Consider the following 24,503-nt stretch of genomic DNA (forward strand, 5'->3'; position numbering starts at 1 on the left):
CAGGCCGCACGCAGATGAGCCTCGCATGAGCCTCGGATCTGCGCGCCGGCTGCTCGAACAATTCTCCAGATACCGCCTTGCCTCCTTCTGGGCGAACGTGGTGCTCGCCGCGTCCGTGGCGCTGCTGGTGGCCATGGCCGCCTTTTTTGGCACGACCGGCGCCGCGCAGCACAACGCGGCGCTGCACCTGACGCAGGCCGATTGGCAGGTGCAGGACGCACCCGGCTTCCGTGCACTGCCGCTTGCGGTCGACAGCAAGGCTTTGCCTTCCGCCTGGCAGCCCGTCGAGCTGCCGCTGGCCCTGCCCATTGCGCTGCTGCGCCAAGCCGACGGCAGCGTGTCGACGGGCGCAACCCGCATCACCTGGCTGCGGCTTTCCACGCGCGGCCTGCCCGACACGCCGGCGCCGCTCGCGCTCTATGGCGCGCGCATCAAGACGGACGGCACCATCGCGGTGTATGCCAACGGGCGGCTGGTCCACCGCGCGCAGGTGCAGGGCCCGCTGTGGAACAGCACCCGCACGCCGCTGTGGGTGCTGCTGGGCAGGACGACCGACGGCGCGCCGCTGAACGAGATCCTGGTGCGCATGGAGCACACGCGCGGCGCGCAGGTGGCGGTTTCGTCGATGTGGCTGGGGCCCGCCGAAGCGCTGGAAGCGCGCCATCGCACGCGGCAGTGGCTGCAGCAGGAGCTGCCGGCCATGCTCAGCGCGGCCTTCATGGCCGTGGGCGTGTTCGCGCTGTTCGTGTGGTTCAGGCGCAGCCACGAAACCGGCTATCTGCTCTTCTTCAACCTGGCGACCACGTCCTTCCTGCGCAGCCTGCATTTCTACGTGGACGTTCCGATTGCCAACGACTGGTTCGCCTGGCTCACCGTCAACTCCCTGTTCTGGCTGGTGGCGGTGGTGCACTTCGCGTTGCGCCAGCTGCATGGCCGTCCGCTCAGGTGGCTGACCGGCGCGGTGGTGGCGTGGACGGTGCTGATCGGCGTGCTGACGCTGCCGGGCCTTGCCGTGCTGAGGAACACGCCGCAGGTGACGCCGCTGATCTACCTCGGCGCGGCACTGATGGGTGTCGCCGTTGCGCTGGTGGGCGGGCTCAGTGCCTGGCGCCGCTCCAGCGAGGGGCGGCTGGTGGCCGTGGGCATCGGCGTGTGCGTGCTGCTGGGGGTGTCCGACTGGCTGCTGCAGAACAATTTCGTGAGCCCCGAAGGCTGGTACCTGGGCGCCTACACCAATGCCGTCACGTTCAGCGTGTTCGGGGTGATGCTGTACCGGCGCTACGTCAATGCCATTGCCGAGGTCGAGCGGGTCAACGCCAGCCTGGCCCAGCGCCTTGCGGCCCGCGAAGCCGAGCTCGAACTCAGCCACCGGCGGCTGCGCGAGGTCGAGAGGAAGCAGACCATCAGCGACGAGCGCCAGCGCCTGATGCAGGACATGCACGACGGCCTGGGCTCCTCGCTGATCAGCGCCATCCGCTCCGTGGAGGGCGGCAGCATGAGCGACGACAAGGTCTCGCAGGTGCTCAAGAGCTGCCTGGACGATCTCAAGCTCACCATCGATTCGATGGAGCCGCTGGAGGACGACCTGTTGCTGCTTCTGGCCACGCTGCGCTACCGGCTCGGCCCGCGGCTCGAGAGCTCGGGCGTGGCACTGCAGTGGCAGGTGCAGGAACTGCCGGCGCTGGACTGGCTCGACCCGACCAGCGCGCTGCACATCCTGCGCATCGTGCAGGAGAGCATCGCCAACGTGCTGCGCCATACCCGCGCCACAGAGATCCGGGTGGCCACCGAGCGCGAAGCGTCGGGCGTGCGGGTGAGCATCGAGGACAACGGGCAGGGCTTCGACGTCGAGAAAGCCTTGTCCGTCGCCGGGGGCCGCGGCATGCAGAACCAGCAGCGCCGGGCGCAGGCCGTCGGGGGCGAAGTCTCGTGGCGCTCGGGGCCGGGAGGCACGCTGTTCACGCTCTGGCTGCCGCTCAAGCGCGGCGGGCGGACGGCGTCGTAGGAAGGGCGAGATTCAGCCGGCGTCGGCGTGGCCCGCGAATTGGGGCAGGTCGTCGGTGATCGTGAACCAGGGCGCCTTCGAGCCCACGAAGATGTGCGCGCGCGGTCGGATCGACGGCTCGTCGGTCAGCGTGCCCAGCGTCACGTGCACGAACAGGCCGTCCCGCACCACCGAATAGAGCAGCGAGCCGCAATGGCGGCAGTGCACATTGCCGGCGTCTTGCTCGCCGAAGACCAGGAGTTCGTCCTGGCCTTGGGCGATGGCCAGCTTGTGCCGCTCGATGCCGGCGAAGGGCTTGAAGGCCGAGCCGGTCGTGCGCCGGCAGTCGGCGCAGTGGCAGTTCAGCGCATAGGCGAACGCGTCGGCCACTGTGTAGCGCACCGCGCCGCAGAGGCATTGGCCGGCCAGGGTGCGGGCGGCCGCGTTCTCGGGGCGGGTCACCGGACTCTCCATCGAACGAGAGGCAGCGGCTCAGCCCGCCAGGCCCACGAACACGTTCTGCACGTCGTCGTTCGCATCGATGGCCGCGAGGAACACTTCGACCTCTTCGAGGTGCTCCGCGCTGAGGCTGGCCGGATCGACCGGGTTCCTGGGCTTGTAGCCCAGCTTGGCCGACAGCACGGTGAACCCCTGGGCCGGCAGCGCGCGGCTCACCAGGTCGAGGTCGGTCGGGTCGGTCAGGAATACCGTGGCGCCGCCTTCGCCGGCCGCCTCGAAGTCCTGTGCGCCCGCTTCGATGGCCGCCACTTCGGCATCGGCATCGGCACGCGAAGGCTCGGCCTCGATCATGCCCACGTGGTCGAAGTCCCACGACACCGAGCCCGAGGTGCCGAGCTGGCCCTTGCGGAACAGCACGCGCATTTCAGGCGCGGTGCGGTTCACGTTGTCGGTCAGGCACTCGACCATCACCGGCACCTGGTGCGGCGCAAAGCCTTCGTAGATCACATGCTCGAAGTGCACCGCCTCGCCGGTGAGCCCCGCGCCCTTCTTGATGGCGCGGTCCAGCGTGTCCTTGGGCATCGAGACCTTGCGGGCCTGCTCCACCACCAGCCGCAGGCGCGCATTGGAGGCCGGATCGGCGCCGCTGCGCGCGGCCACCATGATTTCCTTGGCCAGTTTTCCGAACAGGCGACCCTTGGCATTGGCCGCCAGGTCCTTGTGCTTTGCTTTCCACTGTGCGCCCATGGCTGATGTTCCTTGTGTTGTGTGTGTGGCTGGATGGGCCGTTTGGGGCGACTACTTTAGCCGCAGCGCTCGAGGGCGGCGGTTTTTTCCAATCCGCGAAGGCCGGTGTCGCCATGGCCCTGGTCCACCGCTTTGGCGGTGCGATTGTTTCCTTTCCGTGAACGCCGTGGTTCCTTTTGCTAAGGGTTTTTACGTAGAAGACGGCGCACAATTCATCTCACGGACCGGCCCCCAAGCCGATCTGGGTGAACAGGGCCCCGAGCGAGGTGGCCGCCCCCCGACGGGACGGTGACCCACCCAAGACCGGTTCGAAATCATCCAAGTCAAAACTGAACTGAATTGAAGGAAATCAAAATGACCGCCTCGAAGATCCTCTCCGCCGTTGCTGTTGCCCTCATGGCCGTCGCCGGTGCCGCCCACGCCGAAACCTACGAAGGCGTGCATCAGCTGACCTCGGCCGCCAGCCGCGCCGACGTCGCCGGCCAGGCCGTGGTTGCCGCGCACAGCGCCAACCCGTACGCCACCGGTGCCAATGCAGGCCCGGCCCAGGTGCTCGTCTCGTCGAACAGCCGCGACGCGGTCCGTGCCGAAGCCGCTGTCGCGGCCCGCAGCGCCGACCCGTACGCCGAAGGCGCCTCGTCGGGCGTGGCCCCGATCGTCGCCAGCACGGTGGACCGCGCCACGGTGCGCGCCGCAGCCCGCGCTGCTGCCCGCGGCGACGCACTGCCGCTGTAAAAACGGCCTCGGCGCTCGGCGAGCGCCAGTCCTCCGGAAGCCGGCCATGCGAAAGCATGGGCCGGCTTTTTGCCGCGCTGGCCATCCCGGAGGCAATGGCCGCGGCCCGGGCGTGGTTGATTTGCCACGCAGGCAAATGCTTTCGCCTTACAAATCGGCCGCCGCCCCCGCGGGCGGACATCGAGCTTTGGCCGCAGCCCGGTACGATGGTGCCCGCCGCGGCGGGGCTGGCCGGCGCGGCTTCGATGGCCTCCCATCCGCAAGATACCCACAACGTGAGCTGCACCCTGGTTCTGAAAGACGCCGCCGGCCGCTTCGAAGCCGATGCCTTCGCATGCCTGGCAGGTTGAACCGAGCACGCATGGCCCTCACGCTCGACCCTGAAGACACGCGCGAACGCATCCACGGCCTCGCGTGGTGCGGCTTCCATCCCGACGGCGACATCGAATGGATGATCACCGACGAGTACCTCGACCCCGATGAGCTCACGGCCGAAGACCGTGCCTGGGTCAAGGCTGAGGCGGCGCGCGCCTGCGCCGCCAAGCGGGCCGCCGAGGCTTCCTGGCCCGCCCAGACCGAATACGACCGGCTCGAAGCGGTGTTCGCCCAGTTGCGCAGCGAGAAGATCATTGCGCTGCACCGCGCCGGCAACTCGCTGGCCGACGGCCATGACGACGTGCGCGAGCAGTGGCGCGCCGCGGGCCGGCTCGCCTCGGGCATTCGCGGCTGCTGCTTCTATCACGCGCAGGATCTCGACACCGCCGTGCGCACCGGCCGCCTCTACCTGGCGTTCAGCGGCGGCATGATTCCCGAGATCGACCAGCGCGAAGCCAACACCGTCGCGGTCGGCCGGCGCATCGTCGAGCTGCTGCGCGCGGCCGGCTTCGGCGCCCAATGGAGCGGCAACATCAACGAGCGCATCGAGGCCGACCTGGGCCAGTGGCGCAAGCGAAGCCCGTAGCCGCCTGGCATCGGCCAGCCCTAGCAGAGCGGGCAATGGCTTGCACGAGCAGGGATCGCCGGATCGCGCCATCATCCGGCCCATGATTCCGTTCTCGATCCTCGACCTCTCCCCCATCACCGAAGGCAGCGACGCCGCGCAGTCGTTCCGCAACTCGCTTTCGCTCGCGCAGCACGGGGAGAAGCTGGGCTACCGGCGCTACTGGCTGGCCGAGCACCACGGCATGCCGGGCATCGCGAGCGCGGCCACCGCGGTGCTGCTCGCCTACGTGGGCGCCGGCACTTCGACCATCCGCATCGGCGCCGGCGGCGTGATGCTGCCCAACCATTCGCCGCTGGTGATCGCCGAGCAGTTCGGCACGCTGGAGTCGCTGTATCCGGGGCGCATCGACCTGGGCCTGGGCCGCGCGCCCGGCTCCGACCAGCGCACGGCGCGCGCGCTGCGCCGCAACCTCGAATCCGATGCCGACCAGTTTCCGCAGGACGTGGTCGAGCTCATGGACTTCATGTCGAAGGCGCCGCAGCAGCCCGTGCGCGCGGTGCCGGGCGCGGGGCTCGAGGTGCCGGTGTGGATCCTCGGGTCGAGCACCTTCGGCGTCCAGCTGGCCGCGCACCTGGGCCTGCCCTACGCCTTTGCCTCGCATTTCGCGCCGCAGCAGCTGATGCAGGCGATCCAGATCTACCGCGAGACCTTCAAGCCTTCGGCGCAGCTGCAGAAGCCCCATGTGATGCTGGGCTTCAACGTGTTCGTGGCCGACACCGACGAAGAGGCCGAATTCCGCGCCACCTCATGGCAGCAGGCCTTCGTGAACCTGCGCAGCGGCCGGCCAGGGCGCCTGCCGCCGCCGGTCGAGGGCTACCGGCAGAAGGTCGGCCCGGCCGAGAACGCGCTGCTCGATTCGGTGCTGTCGTGCTCGGCCGTGGGCTCGCCCGCCCGGGTGCGCGAAGGCGTGCAGGCCTTCATCGAGCGCACGGGCGCCGACGAGCTGATGATCACTTCGCAGGTGTTCGATCACGCGGCGCGGCTGCGCTCCTACGAGCTGCTGGCCGGCTTGCGCAGCCAGGCCTGATTCCCCCACGCCGGCCGCCCGGGCGCCGGGCTGGGACAATGGCGGGCTTATGGCAAAGCAACGGATCGTGGTGGGACTGAGCGGCGGGGTCGATTCCGCGGTCACGGCGCACCTGCTCAAGCAGCAGGGGCACGAGGTGGTCGGCATCTTCATGAAGAACTGGGAAGACGACGACGACAGCGAATACTGCTCGTCGAACATCGACTTCGTGGACGCCGCCAGCGTGGCCGACGTGCTGGGCATCGAGATCGAGCACGTCAACTTCGCGGCCGACTACAAGGACCGCGTGTTCGCCGAGTTCCTGCGCGAATACAAGGCCGGCCGCACGCCCAACCCCGACGTTCTGTGCAACGCCGAGATCAAGTTCAAGGCCTTCCTCGACCATGCGATGCGCCTGGGGGCCGAGAAGATCGCCACCGGCCACTACGCGCGCGTGCGGCTGAACGAGGCCACGGGCCGGCACGAGCTGCTCAAGGGGCTCGACCCCTCCAAGGACCAGAGCTACTTCCTGCACCGGCTGAACCAGGCGCAGCTGTCGAAGACGCTGTTTCCCGTGGGCGAGCTGCACAAGACCGAGGTGCGCCGCATCGCGGAAGAGATCGGCCTGCCCAACGCGAAGAAGAAGGATTCGACCGGCATCTGCTTCATCGGCGAGCGGCCGTTCCGCGAATTCCTCAACCGCTACATCTCGAAGGAGCCGGGCCCCATCAAGGACGACCGCGGCCGCAAGCTCGGCGAGCACCAGGGCCTGAGCTTCTACACGCTGGGCCAGCGCCAGGGGCTGGGCATCGGCGGCGTCAAGGAGAAGGGCGCGCAGCGCGGCTCGGGCGACCACTCGCCATGGTTCGTGGCGCGCAAGGACGTCGAGAAGAACACGCTCTGGGTGGTGCAGGGCCACGACCATCCCTGGCTGCTGTCCTCGGCGCTCGCGGCCGGCGATGCGAGCTGGGTCTCGGGCGAAGCGCCCGCGCCGGGCCGCTATGGATCGAAGGCGCGCTACCGCCAGGCCGATGCGGCCTGCGAGCTGGAAGAAGACGGCGGTGGCGACCCTGCGGCGAGCTTCAGCCTGCGCTTCGGCGAGCCGCAATGGGCCGTCACGCCGGGGCAGTCGGCCGTGCTCTACGACGGCGAGCGCTGCCTTGGCGGCGGGGTCATCGTCTGAGCGCCTGAGGCCGGCGCGCGGCAGCCTTCAGCGCACCGATTCGTGGACGTGGATCAGGTCGAGCGGATAGCGCTTGCCGGCCAGGTGGTCCTCGACGCACTGCAGCAGCAGCGGGCTGCGGTGCCGCGGCACGCTGGCGCGGATCTCGTCGGCACTCATCCAGACCGTGCGCACGATGCCTTCGTCGAGCGCTCGGCCCGCTTCCTGCGCGCCGAGCGTGCCGGCAAAGGCAAAGCGCAAATAGGTCACGTCTTCCTTGCTGCCCGTGCGGTGGCTCGATCGCGCCATGTAGATGCCGACCAGCGCGGTGGGCGTGAAGGCGTGGGCGGTTTCCTCGAGCGTTTCGCGGGCGCAGCCTTCGATGGGCGATTCGCCCGGGTCGAGGTGCCCCGCCGGGGTGTTGAGCCTGAGCCCCTGGGCCGTGTTTTCCTCGACCAGCAGGAAGCGGCCGTCCTGCTCGATCACGGCGGCCACGGTGACATTGGGTTTCCAGCGCGGGGTCGTCATTGTCTTGGCCCTTTTGACTACTCAATGCAGCGCGTAGCCGCTGAAGCGCCAGATGCGGTCGCTGTCGAGATGGAAGCTCACGAGTTCGCGCAGTGTGCCATCCGGCTTGTTGCTGAAGCGGGTCTCGTACTCGATGCTGACATATTGTCCGGCCGCCTCGGCATCAGGGTCGGCCACGGCCCGGCGCTTGACCGCCACCCAGGTGCGCTGCAGCGGCGCGCCCAGCGGCGAACGGCTGCTGGAAACCTTGGCGGCGAAGTCGGCGCGCGCGATGCGCTTGCGGGTGGCGGCCGTGGCGCCGTCCCAGAGCTCGCCGGTCCGGCCCTGGTCGATCATCCGGATGGCCTGCATGCCGCCCTGCACCATGTCGCTGGCTTCCACGTCCTGCGCGGCGGCCGTGCCGAAGGCGCCCCAGCACAATGCGGCGGCCAGCAGCAGCCTCGTGAGAACTTTCATCGGCTTCATTCCTTGTGTGAGGCCCACAGGAGCCCGAAGCCGTTTGGAGCCCGTATCGGGGCGGAGATTCCCGGGCGAGCCTCAGCGCGCGAGGCTGTCGGGGTGCGTGCTGGCGTCGACCACTTCGAGCCGGTAGCCCAGCCCATAGATGGCCAGCAGCAGGAAGCCGCTCGAGGGCCCGAGGCCCAGCTTGGTCCGCAGGCGGGAGACGTGCGTGTCCAGCGACCGCGACAGTGCCGCCGTGCCAACGCCCCACACCGCCTCGTGCAGGTGCTCGCGCGACAGCAGCCGGCCGAGGTTCTGGAACAGGAACAGCGCGAGCGCGTATTCGCGGTTCTTCAGCTCGACCGTCGCGCCATTCACCTTGAGGACGCGCGCGGGCGGGTAGAAGTGATAAGGGCCGAACACCAGCTCGGTCTCGTGCTGCGCGGGATAGGACCGGCGCAGCAGCGCATTGACGCGGGCTTCGAGCTCGGTGACGCGTACCGGCGCGACCATGAAATCGTCGGCGCCCGCGTTGAGCCCTTCGACCACGGCGGTCTCGTCGCGCGTCGTGGTCACGAAAAGAATGGGGGCGCGGCTTCGCAGCTCGTTGCGGGCGGTCTTCACGAGCTCGAGGCCGCGCATGTCCGGCGGGTTCCATTCGAGGATCAGAAGATCGAAGGTCTGCCGGCGCAGCGCCTGGAGCAAAGGACGCCCTTCGGTGTACGAGTGACATTCGTGGCCGAGCCCCGACATCCCCTGGACGATCAGCTGAAGCTGATCGGGCTCGTGATCAAGTACTGCAATACGCATTCCATCCCCTTCTTCCTGCCGAATTTGCCTCTGCGGGCTTTTGAGTGAAAGAAGTGTATCTATCTGCGTCTTGAGAAAAAAGCCTTCGCGTAACTAATGCACGAAATGAAGGTATCTTTCTTGGAGTTGATGGCAATTGCAAACAAATGCGTGCTATTTGACGACAAGGATTGCCGGACGCCGATGCCGAGCGGCCGGGCACGCTCACGTGTGAGAGCTCAGGTGCTGGGGAAACAACCGATGTACCGGCCTGCCGGTTCCGATGCCGCCGGCCTCGCTACCATTTATATAGCTACACATGCAATGACTACGGTCATCAAGCGGCGAACAGGCGGTGGATTTTGGCGACAGCGCAGCCGTAATCTTGCTGTAAGCTCTGCCCGCGTTCCCGTATTGCCCTTGCCCTGAGGAGATCTCTATGCTGATAGGCGTGCCTGCCGAGACGATGGCCGGCGAAACCCGCGTGGCCGTAACGCCCGAGACGGTGAAGAAACTGGCCGCTTCCGGGCACACCGTGCGCGTGCAGTCCGGGGCCGGCATTGCCGCCAGCGTCACCGATGCCGCCTACCAGGCCGCCGGTGCCGAGATCGTCAACATGAACGCCGCCTTCGCGGCCGACATGGTGCTCAAGGTGCGCACGCCCAGCGATGCCGAAACCGCGCTCATGAAGCCCGGCACCGTGGTCATCGGCATGCTCAACCCCTTCGATGCGGCCGGCCTGCAGCGCCTGGCCACGGCCGGCCTGACGGCCTTCGCGCTCGAAGCCGCGCCGCGCACCACCCGCGCCCAGAGCATGGACGTGCTCTCGTCGCAGGCCAATATCGCGGGCTACAAGGCCGTGATGATCGCGGCCGACAAGTACCAGCGCTTCTTCCCGATGCTCATGACCGCCGCCGGCACCGTGAAGGCGGCGCGCGTGGTCATCCTGGGCGTGGGCGTGGCGGGCCTGCAGGCCATTGCCACCGCCAAGCGCCTGGGGGCCGTGATCGAGGCTTCCGACGTGCGTCCGAGCGTGAAGGAGCAGATCGAGTCGCTCGGCGGCAAGTTCATCGAGGTGTCCTACGACACCGACGAGGAGAAGGAAGCCGCGGTCGGCGTCGGCGGCTACGCCCGGCCGATGCCCCCGAGCTGGCTCGCGCGCCAGCAGGTCGAGGTGGCCAAGCGCGTGGCGCTGGCCGACATCGTCATCAGCACCGCGCTCATTCCCGGACGTGCGGCGCCCACGCTCATCACCGAGGACATGGTCAAGGCCATGAAGCCCGGCTCGGTGATCGTCGACATCGCGGCCGGCAAGGGCGCCGATGGCATCGGTGGCAACTGCCCGCTGTCGGAGGCCGACAAGACGGTGGTCAAGCACGGCGTGACCATCGTCGGCGAGACCAACCTGCCGGCGCTGGTGGCGGCCGATGCGTCGGCGCTTTATGCGCGCAACGTGCTCGACTTCCTCAAGCTCATCGTCACCAAGGAGGGCGGCCTGAAGATCGACCTCGAGGACGACATCGTCGCCGCCTGCCGCGTCGCGCAGGACGGCCAGGTCACGAAGCAATAAGCGGTCACGCGAGGAGAAGAAATCATGGATCCCGTTTCCCATACCGTCATCAACCTCATCATCTTCGTGCTGGCCATCTACGTGGGCTACCACGTGGTGTGGACTGTCACGCCCGCGCTGCACACGCCGCTGATGGCCGTGACCAACGCGATCTCGGCCATCGTGGTCGTCGGCGCCATGCTGGCGGCCGCGCTCACCGAAACCCCGCTGGGCAAGACCATGGGCGTGCTCGCGGTGGCGCTCGCGGCGGTGAACATCTTCGGCGGCTTCCTGGTCACGCGGCGCATGCTCGAGATGTTCAAGAAGAAAGAGAAGAAGGCCGCACCCAAGGCCGAAGCGGGAGCCTCGCAATGAGCATGAACGTCGTCACGCTGCTGTACCTGATTGCCAGCGTCTGCTTCATCCAGGCCTTGAAGGGCCTGAGCCACCCCACCACCTCGATCCGCGGCAACCTCTTCGGCATGGCCGGCATGGCCATCGCGGTGGTCACCACCGGTGCGCTGATCTACAAGCTGGCCGGCGGCCAGCTCACGGGCCTGGCCTGGGTGCTGCTGGGGCTGGTGGCCGGCGGCGGCTACGGCGCCTACCGCGCCAAGACGGTCGAGATGACCAAGATGCCCGAGCTGGTGGCCTTCTTCCACAGCATGATCGGCCTGGCGGCGGTGTTCATCGCGGTCGCGGCCGTGGTCGAACCCGCGGCCATGCTCGAAGGCATCGCCAAGGGCGCGCCCATTCCCGCCGGCAACCGCCTCGAGCTGTTCCTGGGCGCGGCCATCGGCGCCATCACCTTCAGCGGCTCGGTGATCGCCTTCGGCAAGCTCTCGGGCACCTACAAGTTCCGGCTGTTCCAGGGCGCGCCGGTGCAGTTCGCGGGCCAGCACATGCTCAACCTGGTGCTCGGCCTGGCCATGATCGGCCTGGGGCTGGTGTTCATGGCCACCGAAAGCTGGCCGGCGTTCTTCGCGATGCTGGCGCTGGCCTTCGTGATGGGGGTACTCATCATCATCCCGATCGGCGGCGCCGACATGCCGGTGGTGGTGTCGATGCTCAACAGCTACTCGGGCTGGGCGGCCGCGGGCATCGGCTTCAGCCTGAACAACGCGATGCTGATCGTGGCCGGTTCGCTGGTGGGCTCGTCGGGTGCGATCCTGAGCTACATCATGTGCAAGGCCATGAACCGCTCGTTCTTCAACGTGATCCTGGGCGGCTTCGGCGGCGAGGCGGTCACGGCCGGCGGCGCGGCCAAGGAGCAGCGGCCGGTCAAGAGCGGCAGCGCCGACGACGCGGCCTTCGTGCTGGGCAATGCCGAGACGGTGGTGATCGTGCCGGGCTACGGCCTGGCGGTGGCGCGCGCCCAGCATGCGGTGAAGGAACTCGCCGAGAAGCTCACGCACAAGGGCATCACCGTGAAGTACGCGATCCACCCGGTGGCCGGGCGCATGCCGGGCCACATGAACGTGCTCCTGGCCGAGGCCGAGGTGCCCTACGACCAGGTGTTCGAGATGGAAGACATCAACGGCGAGTTCGGCCAGGCCGACGTGGCGATCATCCTGGGCGCCAACGACGTGGTGAACCCGGCCGCGCTCACCAAGGGCAGCCCGATCTACGGCATGCCCATCCTGGAGGCCTACAAGGCCAAGACGGTGATCGTGAACAAGCGCTCCATGGCGGCGGGCTATGCCGGCCTGGACAACGAACTCTTCTACATGGACAAGACCATGATGGTCTTTGGGGATGCGAAGAAAGTAGTGGAAGATATGGGCAAGGCCATCGAATAGGCCCAAGGGCCGCACCTGCGCAGTGCGGACCAGATCATCACCGCGGCGCACCTGTGCGCCGCTGTCGTTTCAAAACACGCGATTCCGAGGAGACAACCCATGACCGACCGCCCCTGGCTCAGCAGCTACCCGCAAGGCGTTCCCGCCGACGTCGACGCTTCGCAGTATTCCTCGCTGGTCGGTCTCATGGAGGAGAGCTTTGCCAAGTACGCCGACCGCACGGCCTACAGTTTCATGGGCAAGGACGTCAGCTATGCGGAGACCGACAAGCTCAGCAAGGCCTTCGGCGCCTACCTGCAGGGGCTCGGCCTCGCCAAGGGCGACCGCGTCGCGGTCATGATGCCCAACTGCCCGCAGTACCCGGTCGCGGTCGCGGCCATCCTGCGCGCCGGCCTGATCCTCGTGAACGTGAATCCGCTGTACACGCCGCGCGAGCTCGAGCACCAGCTCAAGGACTCGGGCGCCAAGGCCATCGTCATCATGGAGAACTTCGGCACCACGCTGCAGCAGTGCATCGCGGCCACGCCGATCAAGCACATCGTGCTCGCCGCCATGGGCGACCGGCTCGGGTTTCTCAAGGGCGCGCTCGTCAACTACGTGGTGCGCAACGTGAAGAAGCTGGTGCCGCACTACAGCCTGCCGGGCGCGGTGCGCTTCAACGATGCGCTCGACCAGGGCGCGAGCCGCACCCTGCAGCTGCCGGCCATCGGCCCCGACGACGTGGCCGTGCTGCAGTACACCGGCGGCACCACCGGCGTCTCCAAGGGCGCGGTGCTGCTGCACCGCAACGTCATTGCGAACGTGCTGCAGTCCGAAGCCTGGAACGAACCCGCGATGGCGCAGGTGCCGGCGGGCGAGCAGCCCACGAGCGTGTGCGCGCTGCCGCTCTATCACATCTTCGCCTTCACCGTGGGCATGATGCTGAACATGCGCACGGGCGGCAAGCTGATCCTCATTCCGAATCCGCGCGACCTCGCGGGCGTGCTCAAGGAACTGTCCAAGCACACGATCCACAGCTTTCCCGCGGTCAACACGCTGTTCAACGGGCTGGCCAACCACCCGGACTTCAACACCGTCAACTGGAAGAACCTCAAGGTCTCGGTCGGCGGCGGCATGGCCGTGCAGGCGGCCGTCGCGAAGCTCTGGCTCGAGAAGACCGGCTGCCCGATCTGCGAAGGCTACGGCCTGTCCGAAACCTCGCCCTCGGCCACCTGCAACCCGACCGACAGCAAGGCCTACACCGGCACCATCGGCCTGCCGCTGCCGAGCACCTGGCTCAAGCTGCTCGACGACGAGGGCCGCGAAGTGCCGCCGGGCCAGCCCGGCGAGATCGCGATCAAAGGGCCGCAGGTGATGGCCGGCTATTGGCAGCGCCCCGACGAAACCGCCAAGGTCATGACGCCTGACGGCTACTTCAAGAGCGGCGACATCGGCGTGGTCGACGAGCGCGGCTACTTCAAGGTGGTCGACCGCAAGAAGGACATGATCCTGGTGTCGGGCTTCAACGTGTACCCCAACGAGATCGAGGACGTGGTGGCGCAGATCCCGGGCGTGCTCGAATGCGCGGCGGTTGGCGTGGCCGACGACAAGACCGGCGAGGCCGTCAAGCTGGTGCTCGTCAAGAAGGACGAGTCGCTGACCGAAGCGCAGGTGCGCGAATACTGCAGAGCAAACCTTACGGGTTACAAGCAGCCGCGAACCGTGGAGTTTCGTACCGAGCTCCCGAAGACGCCGGTCGGAAAGATCCTGCGGCGCGAGCTGCGCGACGTCAAGAAGTAAGGGTTCGGCCCGGGTAGGGCCGCGGCATCGATCTTGCATATTGCGGGTCGATGCTTCGCTTCCTCCTCACGCGCGTGAGCCTGCTGGTGCCGACCTTCATCGGCATGACGCTGCTTGCTTTTTTCCTGATCCGGCTGGTGCCGGGCGACCCCATCGAAACCATGGCGGGCGAGCGCGGGATCGACCCCGAGCGCCACGCCCAGCTGCGCGCAGCCTACGGCTTCGACAAGCCGGTGATCGTGCAGTACGGCATCTACATCGGCCGCGTGCTGCATGGCGATCTCGGCAAGTCGCTGGTCACGCAGGAATCGGTCGCCAACGAGTTCCTTGCGCTGTTCCCCGCCACGGTCGAGCTCGGCGTGTGCGCGATCGTCTTTGCGCTGCTGCTGGGGCTGCCGGCGGGCATCCTGGCGGCGGTGCGGCGCAATTCCATCTTCGACCACGGCGTGATGGCCACCTCGCTCACCGGCTATTCGATGCCGATCTTCTGGTGGGGGCTGCTGCTGATCCTGTTCTTCTCGGTGCAGTTGGGCTGGACGCCCGTGTCGGGCCGCATCTCGGTGCAGTACTTCGTCGAGCCTGAAACAGGCTTTCTGCTGATCGATGCACTGCGCGCCGGCGATTCCGGCGCTTTCTGGTCGGCGCTGCATCACCTGATCCTGCCGGCCATCGTGCTCGGCACCGTGCCGCTGGCCGTCATCGCGCGCATGACACGTTCGGCCATGCTCGAGGTGCTGGGCGAAGACTACATCCGCACCGCGCGCGCCAAGGGCCTCTCGCGCCTTCGCGTGGTGGGGCTGCATGCGCTGCGCAACGCGCTGATTCCGGTGGTCACGGTGATCGGGCTGCAGGTGGGCGTGCTCTTCACGGGCGCGATCCTCACCGAGACCATCTTCTCGTGGCCCGGTGTCGGCAAGTGGCTGATCGAGGCCATCGGCCGGCGCGACTATCCGGTGCTGCAGGGCGGCATGCTGCTGCTGGGCGGCATCGTGATGCTGGTCAACCTGCTGGTCGACGTGACCTATGGCGTCATCAACCCACGCATCCGGCACTGACCAATCCCATGGCAACGACACACGCAGTTTCGAGCAGCGCCGGGGGGGCGGCGCCTCCCGGTCCCTGGCGCGAGTTCTGGACCGCCTTCTCTGCCAACCGCGGCGCGGTGATCGGCCTTGCCACCATCGCCGTGCTGTTGGTTGTCGCGCTGTTCGCGCCGTGGATCGCGCCGCATGCGCCCAACGAGACCAATAGCGCCGTCTTCCTGCTGCCGCCGGTGTGGCAGCAGGGCGGCTCCGCGAGCTATCTGCTGGGCACCGACGCCATCGGGCGCGACATTCTTTCGCGGCTGATGTATGGCGCGCGACTGTCGCTGTCCATCGGCGTGGCGGTGGTGGCGCTGTCGGTGGTCATCGGCGTGGTGCTCGGCCTTGTCGCGGGCTTCTTCCGTGGCGTGCTGGAGATCGCGATCATGCGGCTGATGGACATCGTGCTCACGATGCCGAGCCTGCTGATGGCCATCGTGATCGTCGCGATCCTCGGGCCGGGGCTGATCAACGCCATGGTGGCGGTGGCCATCGTCGTGCTGCCGCACTATGTGCGCATCACGCGCGCCGCGGTCATTGCCGAGATCTCGCGCGACTACGTGACCGCCGCGCGCGTGAGCGGCGCCGGCACGCTGCGCCTGATGTTCCGCGAAGTGCTGCCCAACTGCGCGGCGCCGCTGATCGTGCAGGCCTCGCTCGGCATCTCCACGGCCATCCTCGATGCGGCGGCGCTGGGCTTCATCGGCCTGGGCGCGCAGCCGCCGTCGCCCGAATGGGGAACGATGCTGGCCGATGCGCGCGAGTTCGTGCTGCGCGCCTGGTGGGTCGTGACTTTTCCGGGGCTCGCGATCCTCGCGGCCGTGCTGGCCTTCAACCTGCTCGGCGACGGCCTGCGCGATGCGCTCGACCCCAAGCTGAAACGATGAACATGCTGCTGGACATCAAGGACCTGCACGTCGAGTTTCCGACGCAAGGCGGCGTGCTGCACGCGGTCGACGGCGTGAGCCTCAGGCTCGAGGAGGGCGAGGTGCTCGGCATCGTCGGCGAGTCGGGCTCGGGCAAGAGCGTGACGATGATGGCGCTGATGGGCCTCGTGGGCTTTCCGGGCCGCGTGCGCGCGCAGCACATGCGCTTTGCCGGCAAGGAGCTGCTCGGCATTTCCGACAAGGCCCGCCGCGCGCTGGTCGGCAAGGAGGTGGCCATGATCTTCCAGGAGCCGACCACCAGCCTCAACCCCTGCTTCACCATCGGCTTCCAGCTGATGGAAACGCTGCGGCTGCATCTTCATCTGGACCGGCGCACGGCGAAGAAGCGCGCGACCGAACTGCTCGAGCAGGTCGGCATACCGGCCGCATCGTCGCGCCTGGGCAGCTATCCGCACCAGCTCTCGGGCGGCATGAACCAGCGCGTGATGATCGCGATGGCCATCGCCTGCAACCCGCGTCTCCTGATCGCCGACGAGCCGACCACCGCGCTCGACGTGACGATCCAGGCGCAGATCCTCGACCTGCTGCGCGAGCTGCAGAAGGAGCGCGGCATGGCGCTGGTGCTCATCACGCACAACATGGGCGTGGTCAGCGAGATGGCGCAGCGCATTGCCGTGATGTATGCGGGCCAGGTGATGGAGCAGCAGCGCGTCGACCGGCTCTTCGCGGATCCGCAGCATCCCTACACCGAGGCCCTGCTGGCCGCGCTGCCCGAACGCGCCGCGCCCGAGGGGCGGCTGGCCACCATCGCGGGCGTGGTGCCGGGCGTGCACGACCGGCCGGCCGGCTGCCTGTTCGCGCCGCGCTGCAGCTATGTGACGACCAAGGCCTGCAACGTGCGGCCGGCGCTGCGCACGGTTGCGTCGCCGCCCGGTGCCGAGGTGCGCTGCCATTTCCCGCTCGGCGAGCCGGGGCGGATGGCGGCCATCGAGGCCGACCGGCCGCGGCCGCAGGCCGTGGAGGTGCTGCCATGAGTGGCGATGCCATCGGCGATGTCGTCGTGGAGGCGCGCAACCTGCAGCGCACCTATGCCGTGCGGCGCGGCATGTTCCGCGCGCCTGCGCAGTTGCGCGCGGTCGGCGACATTTCCTTCCGCATCGAGCGCGGCCGCACGCTCGCGGTGGTCGGCGAATCGGGCTGCGGCAAGTCGACGCTCGCGCGCATGGTCGCATTGATCGAAAAGCCCACGGCCGGGCAGCTCGTGCTGGCCGGCCACGACGCGGTGGAAACGCCGCCCGCCTACCGGCGCGAACTGCGCCAGGCCGTGCAGCTGGTGTTCCAGAACCCCTATGGCTCGCTGAATCCGCGCAAGAAGATCTCCGCCGTGCTCGAGGATCCGCTCGCCATCAACACCGCGCTCGGCAAGCCCGAGCGGGCTGCCAAGGCGCGCGAGATGCTGGCGCGCGTGGGCCTGCGGCCCGAGCATGCGAACCGCTATCCGCACATGTTCTCGGGTGGCCAGCGCCAGCGCATCGCCATTGCGCGTGCGCTCATGCTGGAGCCGCGCCTGCTGGTGGCCGACGAGCCGGTGTCGGCGCTCGACGTGTCGATCCAGGCGCAGGTGCTGAACCTGCTGGCCGACCTGCAGGCCGAGCTGGGCCTGGCCTATCTCTTCATCTCGCACGACCTGGGCGTGGTGCGGCACATCGCGCACGAGGTGCTCGTGATGTACCTCGGCCATGCGGTGGAGCAGGGGCCCAAGGCGCGCATCTTCGCGCGGCCGCTGCATCCCTACACGCAGGCGCTGCTGGCGTCCACGCCGGGGCTCAGCAGCCAGCGCATCGTGCTCAAGGGCGAGCTGCCGTCGCCGCTCGATCCGCCCACGGGCTGCGTCTTCAACACGCGCTGTCCGCATGCGACGCAGCGCTGCCGCGAGGAGCGGCCCCTGCTGCGCGCGCTCGACGAGCGCCTGGTGGCTTGCCACTACGCGGAGAAATTCCTCGACGGCGCGCCGCCGGTCAGCGCCGATGTGCCCTTGTCCCCGCCGTTCGTCGCGCCCCTGGCGATGAACCCCTAGTTCACTTCCACCGTGTCCCAAGGAGTTGCCATGAAGAAGACCACCCAGCCATCCGTTTCGCGCCGCCCGCCCAGGCTGGCCGCGCTGCTCGCGCCGGCGGCACTCGCCGTGCTCGCACTGGCCGCGGGCGCCGTGTCCGCCAAGACGCTGGTCTATTGCTCGGAGGGCAGTCCCGAGAATTTCTATCCGGGCGTCAACACCACCGGCACCTCGTTCGACGTGACCACGCAGGTCTACAACACCATCGTCGAGTTCGAGCGCGGCGGCACCAAGGTCGTGCCGGGCCTCGCCGAAAAATGGGACATCTCGGCCGACGGCACGGTCTACACCTTCCACCTGCGCAAGGGCGTGAAGTGGCACAGCACCAGCAAGAGCTTCAAGCCCACGCGCGACTTCAATGCCGACGACTTCATCTTCATGCTCGAGCGGCAGTGGAAGGAGAGCGATCCCTTCTTCAAGGTCACGAGCCAGAACCACTCCTACTTCAACGACATGGGCATGCCCAAGCTGCTGAAGTCGGTGGACCGCATCGACGAGTACACGGTGAAGATCACGCTCAACCAGGCCGAGGCGCCGTTCCTTGCCAACCTGGCCATGCAGTACGCGGGCATCCAGTCGAAGGAATACGCGATTGCGATGCTGAAGGCCGGCACGCCCGAGAAGGTCGACCAGGACCCGATCGGCACCGGCCCGTTCTACCTCGTGCAGTACCAGAAGGACGCGGTCATCCGCTTCAAGGCCTTCCCGCAGTACTGGGGCGGCAAGGCGAAGATCGACGACCTGGTGTTCGCGATCACGCCCGACGCCTCGGTGCGCTGGGCCAAGCTGCAGAAGGGCGAATGCCACGTCATGCCGTATCCGAACCCGGCCGACCTCGACGCGATCCGCAAGGACCCGAACGTGCAGGTGCTCGAGCAGCCCGGGCTCAACGTGGGCTATCTCTCGTACAACACCACGAAGAAGCCCTTCGACGACGTGCGCGTGCGCAAGGCCCTCAACATGGCGATCAACAAGAAGGCGATCATCGACGGCGTGTACCTGTCGACCGGCGTGGCCGCGAAGAACCCGATTCCGCCGACCATGTGGTCCTACAACGACGCGGTCAAGGACGATCCTTACGACCCCGAAGCCGCCAAGAAGCTGCTGGCGCAGGCCGGCTTCCCCGACGGCTTCTCGACCGACCTGTGGGCCATGCCGGTGCAGCGGCCCTACAACCCGAATGCCAAGCGCATCGCCGAACTGATGCAGGCCGACCTTGCCAAGATCAACGTCAAGGCCGAGATCAAGAGCTTCGAGTGGGGCGAGTACCGCAAGCGCCTGCAGGCCGGCGAGCACCAGATGGGCATGCTGGGCTGGACCGGCGACAACGGCGACCCCGACAACTTCCTCTACACGCTGCTGGGCTGCGCCTCGGCCAAGTCGGCCAGCGGCAGCAACATCTCGAAGTTCTGCCACCAGCCGTACGAAGACCTCGTGCTCAAGGCCAAGAGCACCACCAAGCAGGCCGACCGCGATGCGCTCTACAAGAAGGCGCAAGTCATCTTCAAGGAGCAGGCGCCGTGGTTCACCATCGCGCATGCGGTGCAGCTGAAGCCGGTGCGCAAGGAGGTGGTCGATTTCAAATTGAGCCCCTTCGGCCGCCACACCTTCTATGGCGTCGACATCAAGTAACCGATGAGCGCACCGGTCGCCATCGTCGCTGCGATGCACGAGGAGCTGAGCGCGCTCCTCGCGCAGATGCCGGACGAGCAGCGCGTGCGCGCCGCGGGGCGCGACTTCTGGGTCGGCCACCTGCGCGGCCAGCCGGTGGTGGCCGTGCTGTCGCGCATCGGCAAGGTCGCGGCGGCGGTCACGGCCACGGTGCTGCTCGAGCGCTTCGGCGTGCGCGCGATCGTGTTCACGGGCGTCGCGGGCGGGCTCGCGCCGGGCGTGGAGGTCGGCGACGTGGTGGTCGCAACGCAGTTGCTGCAGCACGACCTCGATGCCTCGCCGATCTTCCCGAAGTACGAAGTGCCGCTCATGGGCCTTTCACGCTTCGCGGCCGATGCCTCGATGGGCGATGCGCTGGCCGCCGTGGCCGAAGCCGCGCTGCGCGACCCTGTGGCGCTGGTGGGGCAGGCGGCCGCCGATGAATTCGGCCTCCGGTCGCCGAAGGTGCACCGCGGCCTGCTGGTGAGCGGCGACCGCTTCGTCTCGGCGGCCGCCGAGAGCGATGCCTTGCGGCGCAGCCTGCCCGATGCGCTCGCGGTCGAGATGGAAGGCGCGGCGGTGGCGCAGGTGTGCCACGACTACGGCGTGCCGTTCGCGGCCATGCGCACCATCTCGGACCGGGCCGACGACGCCGCGCATGGCGACTTCGCGCGCTTCGTCGCCGAGGTGGCGAGCCGCTACAGCCTGGCGTTGGTCGATGCGTGGCTGGCCACGCTGCCTGCGAGCGGAATGCCGGCCGCTACTTGAGCCAGCCGCGCCGGCGGAAGTACCACATCGGCACCAGCGCGCTCGCCGCCATCAGCGCCAGCGCATAGGGATAGCCGAGCGACCAGTCGAGCTCGGGCATGAACTTGAAGTTCATGCCGTAGATGCTCGCGATCAGCGTGGGCGGCAGCAGCGCCACGCTGGCCACCGAGAAGATCTTGATGGTCTTGTTCTGGTTGATGTTGATGAAACCGACGGTCGCATCCATCAGGAAGTTGATCTTGTCGAACAGGAAGGCCGTGTGGTTGTCCAGCGATTCGATGTCGCGCAGGATCTGCCGCGCCTCCTCGAACTGCTCGGCATTGAGCATGCGGCTGCGCATCATGAAGCTCACGGCGCGGCGCGTGTCCATCACGTTGCGGCGGATGCGGCCGTTCAAGTCTTCCTGGCGCGCGATGGCGCCCAGCACCTCGCCGGCCAGCTCGTCGCTGACGTTGCCTTCGAGCACCTTCTTGCCCGCGATCTCGAGTTCGTCGTAGATGTTCTCGAGCGTGTCGGCCGAGTATTCGGCGTCGGCGTCGAACAGCTTGAGCAGCACTTCCTTGGCATCTTCGATGAGGCCCGGTGCGCGGCGCGCACGCATGCGCAGCAGCCGGAACACCGGCACGTCCTCGTCGTGGATCGAGAACAGCACGCCGCGGCTGCGAAGCTCGGTGTTGTGCTGGTTCAGGATGAAGGCCACGCGCACCGACCGCGGGTCTTCGTCGTCGTCGATCAGGAAGTCGGAGCGGATGTGCAGCTCGCCGTTGTCTTCTTCATAGAAGCGGGCCGACTCCTCGATGTCCTCGTCCATCGCGTCTTCGGGAATCGAGAGGCCGTAGTACTGCTTGATCCAACGCTTTTCCTCGAGCGTGGGCGATTCGAGGTCGACCCAGATCGGCTGGAACTTGGAAAGCTCCTCCAGCGCCTCGATCTCTTCCTGGACAAGGCGGCCGTTGGCGAGCGTAAAGATATTGAGCATGGGCTCACTCCCGTGAAATGGCTGAGGCGATGGGGCGAGGGGAGGGGTGCTTTCAATCCCCGGGCCCTGGTGTCAGCGATCGAGGCGCGTCAGGACGCGGGAGTTGAAAGCTGCCGAGACGGTGCGGTTTCCATGATGCGGTCTCCAGTTGCAGCGAGCGGCGATTATGTCATCGGCCATGTGACGGCAGGCCCATCGATCTGGATGGACATACAGTAAAGTCGCGGGCATGCAGACCGCTGCGCTCCCCGCTTTTTCCGCCACCGGCACCACCGGCGCCACCCAGGCCGAGCGCCTGGCCGCGGCGCTCTCCGCGCTCAACGACGAGCAGCGCGCCGCCGTCGAACACGGCGTCGGCACGCTGACCGGGCGCGACGAGCGGCCGCTGCTGGTGATCGCCGGCGCGGGCTCGGGCAAGACCAGCACGCTGGCGCACCGGGTGGCGCACCTCATCGCCGGCGGCGTCGATCCGCAGCGCCTGCTGCTTCTGACCTTCTCGCGCCGCGCGGCGCAGGAAATGGAGCGCCGCGCGGGCCAGGTGCTGGCGCGCGTGCTCGGGCTCAAGTCCGACAAGCCGCCCGCGCTGCCCTGGGCCGGCACTTTCCACGGCATCGGCGCGCGCCTGCTGCGCGAGTACGCCGCGCACATCGGCCTGAACGACCACTTCACGATCCACGACCGCGGCGACGCCGAGGACCTGCTGGGCCTGGTGCGCCACGAGCTCGGCCTGTCGTCGAGCGTGAACCGCTTTCCGCGCAAGGGCACTTGCCTCTCGATCTATTCGCGCTGCGTCAACACGCGCGCCCCGCTGGCCGACGTGCTGGCCGAGGCCTTTCCGTGGTGCGCCGAGTGGGAAGCCGAACTCAAGCGCCTGTTCGGCGCCTACGTCGAGGCCAAGCAGCAGCAGAACGTGCTCGACTACGACGACCTGCTGCTCTACTGGGCCGGCATGGTGGCCGAGCCCGCGCTGGCGGCGCTGGTCGGCGCGCGCTTCGACCACGTGCTGGTCGACGAGTACCAGGACACCAACCTGCTGCAGGCCTCGATCCTGCAGGCGCTCAAGCCCGATGGCCGCGGCGTGACGGTGGTGGGGGACGATGCGCAGTCGATCTACTCGTTTCGCGGCGCAACCGTGCGTAACATCCTCGACTTTCCGTCGCAGTTCTCGCAGGCTGCGCGCGTGGTCACGCTGGAGCGCAACTACCGTTCGACCCAGCCGATTCTCGATGTCTCGAACCGGGTCATTGCGCAGGCGGCCGAGCGGCATGCCAAGACGCTCTGGACCGACAAGCCCTCGGCCGGCCGGCCGCAGCTGGTGCTGGTGCCCGACGAGGCGCAGCAGGCCGTCTGGGTGGCCGACAAGGTGCTGGCGCACCGCGAGGGCGGCCTCGCGCTCAAGTCGCAGGCGGTGCTGTTCCGCGCCGCCACGCACAGCGCGCCGCTCGAACTCGAACTGGCGCGCCGCAACATTCCATTCGTGAAATATGGTGGCCTCAAGTTTCTCGAGGCCTCGCATGTGAAGGACCTGCTCGCGGTGCTGCGCTTCGCCGAGAACCCGCGTGGCCACATGGCGGGTTTCCGCGTCACGCAGCTCATCCCGGGCATCGGGCCGGCCACGGGCGCGCGGCTGCTCGATGCCATGGACCAGGCCGCCGATCCGGTGGCGGCGGTGCGCGCGTTCGTGCCGCCCTCGGCCGCGCGCGCGGAATGGGCGGTGTTTGCCGAAGCCTATGCTGCGCTGTGCGCGCCCTCGCTGCCGTGGCCGGCCGATGTGGAGCTGGCGGTGCGCTGGTATTTGCCGCACCTCGACCGGCTCTACGACGACCCCTCCGGCGTGCGGCGCGGCGACGTCGAACAGCTGGCGCGGCTGGCCTCGGGCTACGGCTCGCGCGAGCGCTTCCTGACCGAACTCACGCTCGATCCGCCCGAAGCCACCAGCGACAGGCCGGGCCCGCCCTCGCTCGACGAGGATTACCTGATTCTTTCGACCATCCACTCGGCCAAGGGGCAGGAGTGGAATTCGGTGCACGTGCTCAACGTGGTCGACGGCTGCCTGCCGGCCGACGTGGCGCAGGGCGCGCACGAACTCGAGGAGGAGCGGCGGCTGCTCTACGTGGCGATGACGCGGGCGCGCGACCACCTGCATCTCCTGGTGCCGCAGCGCTTCTACGTGACGCAGCAGGCCGTGCGCGGCGACCGGCACCTGTATGCCAACCGCACGCGCTTCATTTCCGAATCGGATCTTGCGGGCTTCGAGCAGCAGACCTGGCCGCCGCCGCCGGAGCGCCCGCCCGCGGTGCCGCCGCCGGCCGCGGTGATCGACCTGCGCAACCGCATGCGCGCCGCCTGGAGCTGAGCCGGCAGGCCCTTTGCCCGGCAGGGTCACCGCTGGTGACCTACTGAAACACTTGCTGCCAAAGCGCCGCATCGGCGGGCCGGCATGCGCGGGCCGCTATGGAATCGCTAGCATAAGTAGGGCATGGCCCGCCGGCGTCCGCCACCCGGAGAAGTCAGCTATTGCAATACCGTGACAGCTTGGGCATAGTGAATCGACCGTCCCATCTTTTCTCTTCTTCCCCTTTTCTCCGCCACCCCCATATCTGTTTCGCCGGCCACGCCCCATCCCGGAGCGGGGCCATTTTCCCAACCGTCAATTCTCAGGAGGTCATTCATGAATTTGACGATCAGCGGTCATCACCTCGACGTCACACCTGCCTTGCGCACCTACGTCACGAGCAAGCTGGACCGGATCACACGGCACTTCGACCAGGTGGTCGATGTGAAGGTGCTCCTCACGGTGGAAAAGCAGAAGGAAAAGGAACGCCGCCAAAGGGCGGAGTGCAACATTCACGTCAAGGGTAACGACATGTTCGCGGAGTCGAGCCACGCTGATCTCTATGCTGCGGTCGATGAACTGGTCGACAAGCTCGACCGCCAGGTGGTGCGCCACAAGGACCGCCTGCAGGACCACCACCACGCCGCCCCCAAGCGCGTGATGTAGCAGGCCACGGGCAAGGAGGGCTGCGGCCCCTGCCGACAA

Annotated in this window: 24 protein-coding genes; 18 read left to right on the top strand and 6 right to left on the bottom strand. The window is 67.7% G+C overall.

Features of this window, described 5'->3' with window-relative positions:
- Positions 1 to 25 precede the first annotated feature (25 nt).
- Positions 26 to 2,005 (top strand): sensor histidine kinase, encoded by a 1,980-nt coding sequence (locus RZE77_RS01940; protein ID WP_319440459.1) that lies wholly within the window; start codon positions 26 to 28, stop codon positions 2,003 to 2,005.
- Between the two features lie 12 nt (positions 2,006 to 2,017).
- Here the strand turns inward: RZE77_RS01940 and RZE77_RS01945 are convergent, their stop codons facing one another.
- Together RZE77_RS01945 and RZE77_RS01950 are read right to left on the bottom strand one after the other, a co-directional pair.
- A complete protein-coding gene (locus RZE77_RS01945) occupies positions 2,018 to 2,458 on the bottom strand; it encodes a GFA family protein (protein WP_319440460.1) in 441 nt (146 codons plus the stop codon).
- 18 nt (positions 2,459 to 2,476) lie between these two features.
- On the bottom strand, positions 2,477 to 3,190 hold the full coding sequence (locus RZE77_RS01950) for a YebC/PmpR family DNA-binding transcriptional regulator (RefSeq protein WP_021005153.1): 714 nt from the start codon (positions 3,188 to 3,190) through the stop codon (positions 2,477 to 2,479).
- Positions 3,191 to 3,544: 354 nt separating this feature from the next.
- On the opposite strand from RZE77_RS01950, the gene RZE77_RS01955 reads away from it, so the two are divergent.
- From RZE77_RS01955 to mnmA, 5 genes are all read left to right on the top strand, one after another.
- Complete coding sequence (locus tag RZE77_RS01955) at positions 3,545 to 3,925, top strand: hypothetical protein (RefSeq protein ID WP_018903959.1); 381 nt, start codon at positions 3,545 to 3,547, stop codon at positions 3,923 to 3,925.
- Between the two features lie 56 nt (positions 3,926 to 3,981).
- The gene (locus RZE77_RS01960) at positions 3,982 to 4,275 is read left to right on the top strand and encodes a hypothetical protein (protein ID WP_319440461.1); all 294 of its coding nucleotides are present in this window, start codon (positions 3,982 to 3,984) and stop codon (positions 4,273 to 4,275) included.
- 11 nt (positions 4,276 to 4,286) lie between these two features.
- Positions 4,287 to 4,886 carry a DUF6891 domain-containing protein gene (locus RZE77_RS01965; protein WP_012745548.1) on the top strand — a complete coding sequence of 200 codons (600 nt, stop codon included), beginning with the start codon at positions 4,287 to 4,289 and terminating at the stop codon, positions 4,884 to 4,886.
- 82 nt (positions 4,887 to 4,968) lie between these two features.
- Complete coding sequence (locus RZE77_RS01970) at positions 4,969 to 5,955, top strand: LLM class flavin-dependent oxidoreductase (RefSeq protein ID WP_319440462.1); 987 nt, start codon at positions 4,969 to 4,971, stop codon at positions 5,953 to 5,955.
- Between the two features lie 49 nt (positions 5,956 to 6,004).
- Positions 6,005 to 7,117 (top strand): tRNA 2-thiouridine(34) synthase MnmA, encoded by a 1,113-nt coding sequence (mnmA, locus tag RZE77_RS01975; protein WP_319440463.1) that lies wholly within the window; start codon positions 6,005 to 6,007, stop codon positions 7,115 to 7,117.
- A 27-nt stretch (positions 7,118 to 7,144) separates the two neighbouring features.
- Here mnmA and RZE77_RS01980 read toward each other — a convergent pair whose 3' ends face one another.
- The 3 genes from RZE77_RS01980 to RZE77_RS01990 form a co-directional block, all read right to left on the bottom strand.
- Positions 7,145 to 7,624 carry an NUDIX hydrolase gene (locus tag RZE77_RS01980; RefSeq protein WP_319428902.1) on the bottom strand — a complete coding sequence of 160 codons (480 nt, stop codon included), beginning with the start codon at positions 7,622 to 7,624 and terminating at the stop codon, positions 7,145 to 7,147.
- A 21-nt stretch (positions 7,625 to 7,645) separates the two neighbouring features.
- Entirely contained in the window at positions 7,646 to 8,080 is a 435-nt protein-coding gene (locus RZE77_RS01985) for a DUF4019 domain-containing protein (RefSeq protein ID WP_319440464.1), read from the bottom strand.
- An 81-nt stretch (positions 8,081 to 8,161) separates the two neighbouring features.
- A complete protein-coding gene (locus RZE77_RS01990) occupies positions 8,162 to 8,875 on the bottom strand; it encodes a response regulator transcription factor (RefSeq protein WP_319440465.1) in 714 nt (237 codons plus the stop codon).
- 418 nt (positions 8,876 to 9,293) lie between these two features.
- Between RZE77_RS01990 and RZE77_RS01995 the strand changes: the two genes are divergently transcribed.
- The 10 genes from RZE77_RS01995 (at position 9,294) to RZE77_RS02040 (ending at position 20,484) form a co-directional block, all read left to right on the top strand.
- On the top strand, positions 9,294 to 10,424 hold the full coding sequence (locus RZE77_RS01995; protein WP_319440466.1) for a Re/Si-specific NAD(P)(+) transhydrogenase subunit alpha: 1,131 nt from the start codon (positions 9,294 to 9,296) through the stop codon (positions 10,422 to 10,424).
- Positions 10,425 to 10,448: 24 nt separating this feature from the next.
- Complete coding sequence (locus RZE77_RS02000; protein ID WP_012745555.1) at positions 10,449 to 10,778, top strand: NAD(P) transhydrogenase subunit alpha part 2; 330 nt, start codon at positions 10,449 to 10,451, stop codon at positions 10,776 to 10,778.
- Complete coding sequence (locus RZE77_RS02005; protein WP_319440467.1) at positions 10,775 to 12,202, top strand: NAD(P)(+) transhydrogenase (Re/Si-specific) subunit beta; 1,428 nt, start codon at positions 10,775 to 10,777, stop codon at positions 12,200 to 12,202. Before RZE77_RS02000 ends, RZE77_RS02005 begins: the two co-directional genes overlap by 4 nt.
- Before the next feature lie 99 nt (positions 12,203 to 12,301).
- Positions 12,302 to 13,981, top strand: coding sequence for a long-chain-fatty-acid--CoA ligase (locus tag RZE77_RS02010; protein ID WP_319440468.1), 1,680 nt, complete (start codon positions 12,302 to 12,304; stop codon positions 13,979 to 13,981).
- 50 nt (positions 13,982 to 14,031) lie between these two features.
- Complete coding sequence (locus RZE77_RS02015) at positions 14,032 to 15,036, top strand: ABC transporter permease subunit (protein WP_319440469.1); 1,005 nt, start codon at positions 14,032 to 14,034, stop codon at positions 15,034 to 15,036.
- Positions 15,033 to 15,950: an ABC transporter permease subunit gene (locus RZE77_RS02020; protein ID WP_405547572.1), complete on the top strand. Its 918-nt coding sequence runs from the start codon at positions 15,033 to 15,035 to the stop codon at positions 15,948 to 15,950. Before RZE77_RS02015 ends, RZE77_RS02020 begins: the two co-directional genes overlap by 4 nt.
- Entirely contained in the window at positions 15,947 to 16,984 is a 1,038-nt protein-coding gene (locus tag RZE77_RS02025; protein WP_319440471.1) for an ABC transporter ATP-binding protein, read from the top strand. Before RZE77_RS02020 ends, RZE77_RS02025 begins: the two co-directional genes overlap by 4 nt.
- Complete coding sequence (locus RZE77_RS02030) at positions 16,981 to 18,027, top strand: peptide ABC transporter ATP-binding protein (protein ID WP_319440472.1); 1,047 nt, start codon at positions 16,981 to 16,983, stop codon at positions 18,025 to 18,027. The genes RZE77_RS02025 and RZE77_RS02030 overlap by 4 nt, the downstream gene beginning before the upstream one ends.
- A gap of 30 nt (positions 18,028 to 18,057) precedes the next feature.
- Entirely contained in the window at positions 18,058 to 19,698 is a 1,641-nt protein-coding gene (locus RZE77_RS02035; RefSeq protein ID WP_319440473.1) for an ABC transporter substrate-binding protein, read from the top strand.
- 3 nt (positions 19,699 to 19,701) lie between these two features.
- Positions 19,702 to 20,484: a 5'-methylthioadenosine/adenosylhomocysteine nucleosidase gene (locus RZE77_RS02040; protein WP_319440474.1), complete on the top strand. Its 783-nt coding sequence runs from the start codon at positions 19,702 to 19,704 to the stop codon at positions 20,482 to 20,484.
- On the opposite strand, the gene corA is transcribed toward RZE77_RS02040, so the two are convergent.
- Positions 20,477 to 21,463 carry a magnesium/cobalt transporter CorA gene (corA, locus tag RZE77_RS02045; protein ID WP_124958484.1) on the bottom strand — a complete coding sequence of 329 codons (987 nt, stop codon included), beginning with the start codon at positions 21,461 to 21,463 and terminating at the stop codon, positions 20,477 to 20,479. The two genes, RZE77_RS02040 and corA, sit on opposite strands and share 8 nt — an antisense overlap.
- A 229-nt stretch (positions 21,464 to 21,692) precedes the next feature.
- On the opposite strand from corA, the gene RZE77_RS02050 reads away from it, so the two are divergent.
- Positions 21,693 to 23,819, top strand: a complete 2,127-nt coding sequence (locus tag RZE77_RS02050; RefSeq protein ID WP_319440475.1) for an ATP-dependent helicase — start codon at positions 21,693 to 21,695, stop codon at positions 23,817 to 23,819.
- Positions 23,820 to 24,134: 315 nt separating this feature from the next.
- Entirely contained in the window at positions 24,135 to 24,464 is a 330-nt protein-coding gene (gene hpf, locus RZE77_RS02055) for a ribosome hibernation-promoting factor, HPF/YfiA family (RefSeq protein ID WP_012745566.1), read from the top strand.
- Positions 24,465 to 24,503 lie beyond the last annotated feature (39 nt).

It is taken from the genome of Variovorax sp. SPNA7 (assembly GCF_033807855.1).
GTDB classification, from domain to species: Bacteria; Pseudomonadota; Gammaproteobacteria; order Burkholderiales; family Burkholderiaceae_C; genus Variovorax; species Variovorax beijingensis.